This window comes from Methylobacterium indicum, assembly GCF_001043895.1.
Lineage (GTDB): Bacteria > Pseudomonadota > Alphaproteobacteria > Rhizobiales > Beijerinckiaceae > Methylobacterium > Methylobacterium indicum.
Window position 1 is genome coordinate 1 of sequence record NZ_JTHF01000324.1, and the last position, 6,839, is coordinate 6,839.

The following is a 6,839-nucleotide window of genomic DNA, read 5'->3' on the forward strand; positions in this document are numbered from 1 at the left end:
GAATCCTTTCGGGCGCGCCATATTACTCCGGCATCTCTTACCGACGGCACTTCGCTTCACTATCCTCAGCCTGCCGCACCGCGCATCGGTATGGCGGCTGTGAGCGCATGAGCGCCCTCGGCGATCGGATCGCGACCGGATGAGCACGCACGCCACGCGCCGCAACCTGATCGATGCGACGGCCGAGCGCTTCAAGCCGCCGGTCTTCCGCCCCCGCCGCTCCCGCTGGGACGCCCTGCTCGCTGCCGGCCGCCGCCTGCTCGATCTCCAGGCCGGGTCCGCCTGGCGCGACCTGCGGGGCGAACTCGCCGCCGCCTCCGGCGACGTGCTCGATGTCGGCTGCGGCGCCCAGGTCTTCCGTCCGCTCCTGCCGCGGACCGCCCGCTATCGCGGCATCGACCGGGCCGACGCCCGCGACCGCTTCGGCTACGCCATTCCCGATACCGAGTATTACGAGGGCGACGACTGGCCGGTCGCCCCATCCTCCGTCGACCTCGTCCTGTGCACGGAGGTTCTGGAGCACGTCGAGGCCCCGGCGCCCTTCGTCGATCGGCTCTTTGCCTGCCTGCGGCCGGGCGGACGCCTCGTCCTCACGGTGCCCTTCGCGGCGCGCTGGCATTTCGTTCCCTACGATTACTGGCGCTACACGCCGTCCTCGCTCGACCGGCTGCTGCGCCGGGCGGGGTTTCGCGAGATCCGCGTCACCGCCCGCGGCAACCCGGTCACCGTCGCCTGCTACAAGGCGATGGCGCTCTGCCTCCTGCCGCTCGGCGATCCCGCCGGGCATCCGGCGCGACGTCTCCTGGGTCTCGCCCTGCTGCCGGTCCTCGGCCTGCTCGGTCTGATCGGCACCCTGTCCCTGCGCGGCGACTGGGGCGAGGATTGCCTCGGCTACACCGTGACGGCCCGCCGGCCGGGCTGACGGCCCGCCGACGAAAGCCTCAGAAGATCGTCCCGGCATGCTCCTGGTGGGCCGGGTGGTCGGGCCAGCACATGGCCTGCGGCACGCGCCGCACCAGGGCCTCGGGCTTGGCGAGTACGCGGTCGGCGGGCTGCCCCCGCAGGTCGTCGATCCGGGCGACGTAGTGGAAGAGCGGGCCGTCGTTCGGCGGCGTCCGGGCGGCGGCGAGCAGCGAGCAGGAACTGACCGCGAAGGCCGGCACGCGGAGAGCCCGGATCACCTCGTAGACGGGCGTGACGGCGCCGAAACCGAGGATCGCCACCGCGATGATCCGGCGGGGGCCGTGCAGGTCCGGGACCGCCGCCCCGACCCGGAGCGCCAGGAGGGCGAGTGCCGGGATCGAGGCGCGCATGACGAAATCCGCTCCTCCGAGCCGGTACAGCGGCACGGCGAGCAGCAGACCGGCGACGAGGCCGGTCTCCCGCCGCGTCCAGCGGTCGCCCGCGGACGGCGAAAGCCGGAGGATCAGCAGGAAGGGCAGAAGTTCGAGAGCCATCAGCAGGACGTAGCGGCCGGCGAAGGTGCTGGTTAGCTCCTGCAATCCGTGCGGCACGCGCGTGGCGTCGGCGCCGAGATAGAGCGCCACCGGCACGAGGCCGAGGCCCGCGCAGGCGAGGGCCGTCAGGCCCGCGAGGGTGAGCCGCCGCGCGGAGAGATCCGCGACCAGTGCCGCGGCGAGGAAGGGCAGGGCGCCCATCATGCTGAGCGGCGACCAGAACACGCAGAGGCCGAACACCACCGCGAGCGAGGTCGCCCGCAAGGCGCAGGACCGCCACAGGCCGTAGGCGCCGACGAAGACCCAGCCGGAGGCCGCATGGTTCGGCACCCAGAAGAGCTGCGTGACGTGGGAGGAGAATTGCAGGCTGCCGAGCCACTGCTCGAGATGACGGCCGGGGATCAGCGGATCGTCGACGATCATGCTGCCGACGATATCCCAGCCGCTGAAGACCACGAAGACCGCCAGCAGGGCGAGGCCGCGCCGGCGCGAGGGCGCGAGGCGGGCAAAGCCGTAGAACAGGCAACCGAACAGGATCGTGTCCTGGGCCAGCAGCGCGGCATGGGCTCCGGCGAGGCCGACGAGCTTCCCGATCGCCGCCGGCAGCAGGTAGAGGCCGAGCGGCGCGCGCAGCATCGTCGCGTCGCCGGCATAGAGGTAGCCGACCGGCCAGGGCTCGGCGACGAGGTCGTGCAGCACCGCGTCGCGGATCAGCCAGTCGTCGTTGGCGAAGAACAGGTGCGCCTGACCGCCCAGGAGGCAGAGGACGAGGGCGGTCGCGAGACAGACCAGCAGGAGCGGACCGTCGAGCGGCGCCCGCACCCGGCCGAGGTCGCGCAGCACGAGGGCGAGCGCCGCCGCGACGCAGGCGCAGGCGCCCACGGCCAGCGGCCGGTTCGCCAGGTGGGTCGCCAGGAACAGGAGGTTCGGCGCCGCGGCGAGCATCACCACTGCCGCGAAGGGCAAGTGGCCGAGCCCGCGACGGGGCGTGTCGTCCGGCCGGGAGGCGTCCGGCGTCACGGCCGGGTCCCGCCCTCGGGCGGCAGGTCGGTCGCGGCGCCGTTGCGGATCAGCGCCGCCCGGATGAGGCGCGGCCGCGCCTTCACCTCCTCCATGATCTTGGCGACGTACTCGCCGACGAGCCCGATCCCGAACAGGTTGAGGGCGCCGAAGAACAGGATCGCCAGCTGGGTCGAGACCGCGCCGCGCGGGGCGATGCCGGGAACGGCGAGGTGCAGCACCACCATGGCGAGGCCGAGGAGCGCGGAGAGGCCGAGGAGCGCGGTCCCGGTGGCGGTGAGCAGCTTCAGCGGGGTGTTGCTGAACGAGAAGATCCCGCGCTTGGCCCATTCGAGGTTGGAGAGCAGGTTGTTCGTGCTCGATCCGAACATCCGCTTGGGGCGCACGTAGTCGACGCCGGTCTGGCGGAAGCCGACATAGGCGCGCAGGCCCCGCATGAACAGGTCGCGCTCGGGGCAGTTGAGCAGCCAGCCGACGACGCGCCGGTCCATCAGCGAGAAGTCGCCGGCATCGTGCGGGATGCGCACGTAGCTGAAGGCGGCAAAGACCCGGTAGAACGCCTTGTAGAGCAGGCCCCAGATCACCGGCATGTCGCGCTTGACGCGCCGGCCGTAGACCACGTCGTACCCCTGGAGCCAGGCAGCGTGGAACTGCTCGATCAGCTCGGGCGGGTCCTGGAGGTCGCCGTCGAGGAGCACGCAGGCCTGGGCGGTCGCCAGTTCCATGCCGCTGCGGAACGCCATCTGCGAGCCGAAGTTGCGCGAATGCGTGATGCCGAGCACGTGCGGGTCCGTGGCCGACAAGGCGCGGATGCGCTCGCCACACCCGTCCGGGCTCGCGTCGTTGACGAAGATGATCTCGTAGTCGACGTCGATCTTGCGAAACACCGCCGTGAGGCGGGCATGCATGATCGGCACCGCCTCCTCGTCCTTGTAGCAGGCGATGATCGCCGCGATGCTGCGCCGGCGCGTCGCCCCGGCCTTGGTGAGGCCGGTGAGGTCCGCTCCCGCCTCGCGCATCCAGACGGCGGTGCGGGCGAGCCCCTGCGCCAGCGGCGTGCCGGCGCGCCAGCCGAGCAGGCGCTCGGCCTTCTCGGGGTTCGCCTGCCAGCGCGCCATGTCCCAGGCCCGGGGCGCCATCGCGCCGAAGCGGGGGGCGTCCGCGATCCCCAAGACCTCGCGGGCCGTGCCGGCGAGGTCGCGGATCGTGGTCTCGATCCCGGTGCCGATATTGATCGATTCGCCGTAGAGGTCGGGCGACATCTTGGCGGCCGCGCGCACGAAGGCCTCGCACACGTCCTCGACGTAGACGAAGTCGCGGGCGATGGTCGGGTCGACGAGATCCGGGTAGCCCCCGGCGATTCCCCGCGAGACCACGGCCGGGATCAGCCGGTTGGCATCCTCGTAGGGGCCGTAGACCGAGTAGAGCCGCAGGTTGGCCACCGGCCAGCGCCGCGTCTTGCCGGCATAGGCGAGGTACTGGGCCGCCGCCGCCTTCGACACCGCGTAGGCGCTGTTGGGGACGAGCGCCGCGTCCTCCGGGGGGGCGGCGGAGTTCAGCCCGTACTCGGAGGAGGAGCCGGCATGGATGTAGGCGGCGAGCCGCCCGCCTTGCGCGAACCGCTCCACCCGGTCGACCAGGGCGGTGAAGTTGGTGGCGTAGGTCAGGTCGGCGTCGGTCTCGAACGAGTAGGCGCCGTAGGCGATGCAGTCGAACACCGTTGCCGGATGGATCGCCTCGGCGAAGCTGGCGAGCGCCGCCCGGTCGGTGACGTCGACGGCGACGAGGTGCCTCGGGTCGATGCCGCGCAGGCGGGGCGCCGGCAGGGTGCGGGCGACCGCGTAGACGTCGCGCCGCCGCGCCAGGATGTGGCGGAAGAGGTTGCAGCCGACGAAGCCGCCCGCGCCCAGCACGGCGATGGGGCCCTTCAGGCTGTCGATCCAGTCGGTGGTGGTCGGGGTCATGCGAGAAGCCCGCGGAGCGCCTCGGCGTCGAGGCCGCTCTCGCGCCGATGGAAACCTTGCGAGCCATAGGTGCCGGACGGGTAGCCGGCCGCCGTCACGGTGCGGAATCCCGTGAGCGCCGCGGCGCTGGTCAGGCACCAGGCGGCGAGCGCCTGGCCGAGGCCGCCCTGCGCGACGTGCTCCTCGACGACGCAGAGCGTGCGGCCGGCGAGCGCGTCCGCGAAGGCCTGCGGCGGGGGGCTGAGGGCGAGCGGCAGCTCGCTCACCGCCCAGACCTCCGGTCCCGCCTCGCCGTCCTGCGCGAAGGCCCCCCAGGCGATCCCCGCCATCGGTCCGACCGCGACCACGACGGGGCCGCGGCCGGAGCGCAGGCGGCGCCACGGGGCGTAGGCCGGGGCGGCGCATCCCGCCGGCAACTCGCCGCGGCCGAGCCGGACATAGACCGGGCCGGGCGAGGCGCCGGCCGCCGCGACGACGTCGCCGACGTCGGAATCGAAGGCCGGGACCAGGATGCGCAAGCCGGGCAGCGTCGAGAGGATACCGTAATCCTCGAGCGCATGGTGGGTCGGGCCCATCACCCCGTAGCCGTAGCCGCCGCCATTGGCGAGCATCCGGACCGGCAGGCGGTGGAGGCAGACGTCGTTGCGGATCTGCTCGAAGGCGCGGGCATAGCAGAACGGCGCGATCGTGTAGGTCCAGGGCTCCAACCCCTCGCTCGCCAGCGCCGCCGCCACCCCGATCATGTTCTGCTCGGCGATCCCGGCATTGAGGAAGCGTTCGCCGAGCGCGTCGCGCAGGGGTTCGAGGGCCCCGAATCCGAGGTCGCCGGTGAGGAAGACCAGTTCCGGCCTCGCCGCCTGGGCGACGAGGGCCTGGCACAATTCCCGTCGCATCAGGCATTCTCCCCGGGGCCGGCCTCGTCCCCGGTCGTCCCGGGGGTGCCGAGAATCGCCGCGAGGTACTGCGCCTCGGTGAGGGGCAGGTAGTGGCTGTCGAGGCGGCCCTCGATCGCCGGCACGCCACGGCCCTTCACGGTGTGCAGGACGACGACCACCGGCCGGTCGATGCCGGGCGCCAGCGCCCGGCGCATCGCCGCGAGGTCGTGCCCGTCCGCCTCGCGGATCTCGACGTCGAAGCCCGCGAGCGCCCGGCCGATCGGGTCGAGCGAGGCGACCTCGCCCGTCGTGCCGAAGCCCTGGAGCCGGTTGTGGTCGATCAGGATCGTCAGGTTGGCGAGCCGCTGGTGGGCCGAGAAAATCATCGCCTCGAAGGTCGAGCCCTCCTGCCATTCGCCGTCGGAGGTCAGGCAGAAGACCCGCCCCGCCCGGCGCTGCAGCCGGGCCGCGAGGGCGAGCCCGGCGGCGAGCGAGAGGCCGTGCCCGAGGCTGCCGGTGCCGAAGCGGCTTCCCGGCAGGCCGCGGGCCGGGGGGTGCCCGGGCAGCCGGGTGCCGTCGCCGTGGAAGGTGTCGAGCTCGGCATCCGCGATCAGCCCGCGGCTCCACAGGGTGACGTAGAGCGCACCCGCCGCGTGGCCCTTCGAGAGGACGAAGCGGTCCGCCTCGCCCAGCATCTCGTGATGGACGAGCATCATCGCGTCGAGCGCCGACAGGTTGCCGCCGAGATGCCCGACCTCGGCGTTCCGGTGCATGGCGAGCAGCCGCCAGCGCGCCAGCGTCAGGAGGCCCGGCGCCAGCAGACCGGGCTGCGGCGCGGGAGGCGCCGCCGTTGCGACGGCCCCGGGCGGCCGGCTCTCCGCCCGAAGGGTCTGTCCGTGCCGTGCCATCCGCCCCGATCCCGCTGCTCCCCGGATGACGGAACGACGGCCATGGTTAGCGTCCCGTTAAGCGGCCCGCTCGGGGCCGGCGGGTCGGGCGCGACGCGGGGTTTCACAGTGCGCGTCGCCGATAACGCCGCGGGAGATCGGCCGGGTTCTCGACGGCCGGTCCCGACGTCGATCCCTCGGCCTCGCCTGTCGTCGCCTGATGGCCGGGAAGTGACCGATCCATGAATCCGGGTCCTTCCGCCGGATGTTCGACATCGGAACGGCGACGGGGGCGGTTCTTGCTGCCTTCGTCCCGGATGGACGACGGCGGATCGCCGGAGCGTTTACCCGCGGCTCAGCTTTCCCCGAGATAATGCGCGGAACGGCCGGCGTCGGTGGCGGGGTTTGTTCGTGCGTTGCTTCAAGCTCCCGCTGTCGTCCGGTGTCCTCGCGGGCGTCGTCGCCGGTCTTCTCGCCGCCTCGCCGGCCCTGGCGGCGCCGGAATGCCGGGACGATGCGCTGGGTACCGCCCGCACCCTCGAAGTGCCGTTCGCGCAGGGCCCGGTGGGCCGGGCGAGCTACGGCCGCACCCTGCCGCTCGCGCGCGGCGAGGTGGTGCTGACCTTCGACGACGGC

The 6,839-nt window shown here is 72.7% G+C and carries 5 protein-coding genes and 1 pseudogene; 2 read left to right on the forward strand and 4 right to left on the reverse strand.

The features are described from left to right. The first annotated feature begins 139 nt into the window (after positions 1 to 139). Entirely contained in the window at positions 140 to 922 is a 783-nt protein-coding gene (locus tag QR78_RS32190; RefSeq protein WP_053221142.1) for a class I SAM-dependent methyltransferase, read from the forward strand. 19 nt (positions 923 to 941) lie between these two features. Here the strand turns inward: QR78_RS32190 and QR78_RS28925 are convergent, their stop codons facing one another. The 4 genes from QR78_RS28925 to QR78_RS28940 are packed head-to-tail and all read right to left on the reverse strand — an operon-like array spanning position 942 to position 6,224. Then, positions 942 to 2,477 carry a hypothetical protein gene (locus tag QR78_RS28925; protein WP_048431073.1) on the reverse strand — a complete coding sequence of 512 codons (1,536 nt, stop codon included), beginning with the start codon at positions 2,475 to 2,477 and terminating at the stop codon, positions 942 to 944. Further along, positions 2,474 to 4,441: an NAD-dependent epimerase/dehydratase family protein gene (locus QR78_RS28930; RefSeq protein WP_048431074.1), complete on the reverse strand. Its 1,968-nt coding sequence runs from the start codon at positions 4,439 to 4,441 to the stop codon at positions 2,474 to 2,476. The genes QR78_RS28925 and QR78_RS28930 overlap by 4 nt, the downstream gene beginning before the upstream one ends. Then, positions 4,438 to 5,334 (reverse strand): transketolase family protein, encoded by an 897-nt coding sequence (locus QR78_RS28935; protein ID WP_048431075.1) that lies wholly within the window; start codon positions 5,332 to 5,334, stop codon positions 4,438 to 4,440. The genes QR78_RS28930 and QR78_RS28935 overlap by 4 nt, the downstream gene beginning before the upstream one ends. Continuing rightward, entirely contained in the window at positions 5,334 to 6,224 is an 891-nt protein-coding gene (locus tag QR78_RS28940; protein ID WP_244276428.1) for a 1-deoxy-D-xylulose-5-phosphate synthase N-terminal domain-containing protein, read from the reverse strand. The genes QR78_RS28935 and QR78_RS28940 overlap by 1 nt, the downstream gene beginning before the upstream one ends. A 390-nt stretch (positions 6,225 to 6,614) precedes the next feature. Between QR78_RS28940 and QR78_RS28945 the strand changes: the two are divergent. Beyond that, positions 6,615 to 6,839: pseudogene (locus tag QR78_RS28945) on the forward strand (polysaccharide deacetylase family protein); the annotation flags it as partial.

Excerpts from the sequence above, each read along its gene's own strand:
- QR78_RS32190 (WP_053221142.1), top strand. The coding sequence starts at position 140 with ATGAGCACGCACGCCACGCGCCGCAACCTGATCGATGCGACGGCCGAG.
- QR78_RS28930 (WP_048431074.1), bottom strand. The coding sequence starts at position 4,441 with ATGACCCCGACCACCACCGACTGGATCGACAGCCTGAAGGGCCCCATC.
- QR78_RS28935 (WP_048431075.1), bottom strand. The coding sequence starts at position 5,334 with ATGCGACGGGAATTGTGCCAGGCCCTCGTCGCCCAGGCGGCGAGGCCG.
- QR78_RS28940 (WP_244276428.1), bottom strand. The coding sequence starts at position 6,224 with ATGGCACGGCACGGACAGACCCTTCGGGCGGAGAGCCGGCCGCCCGGG.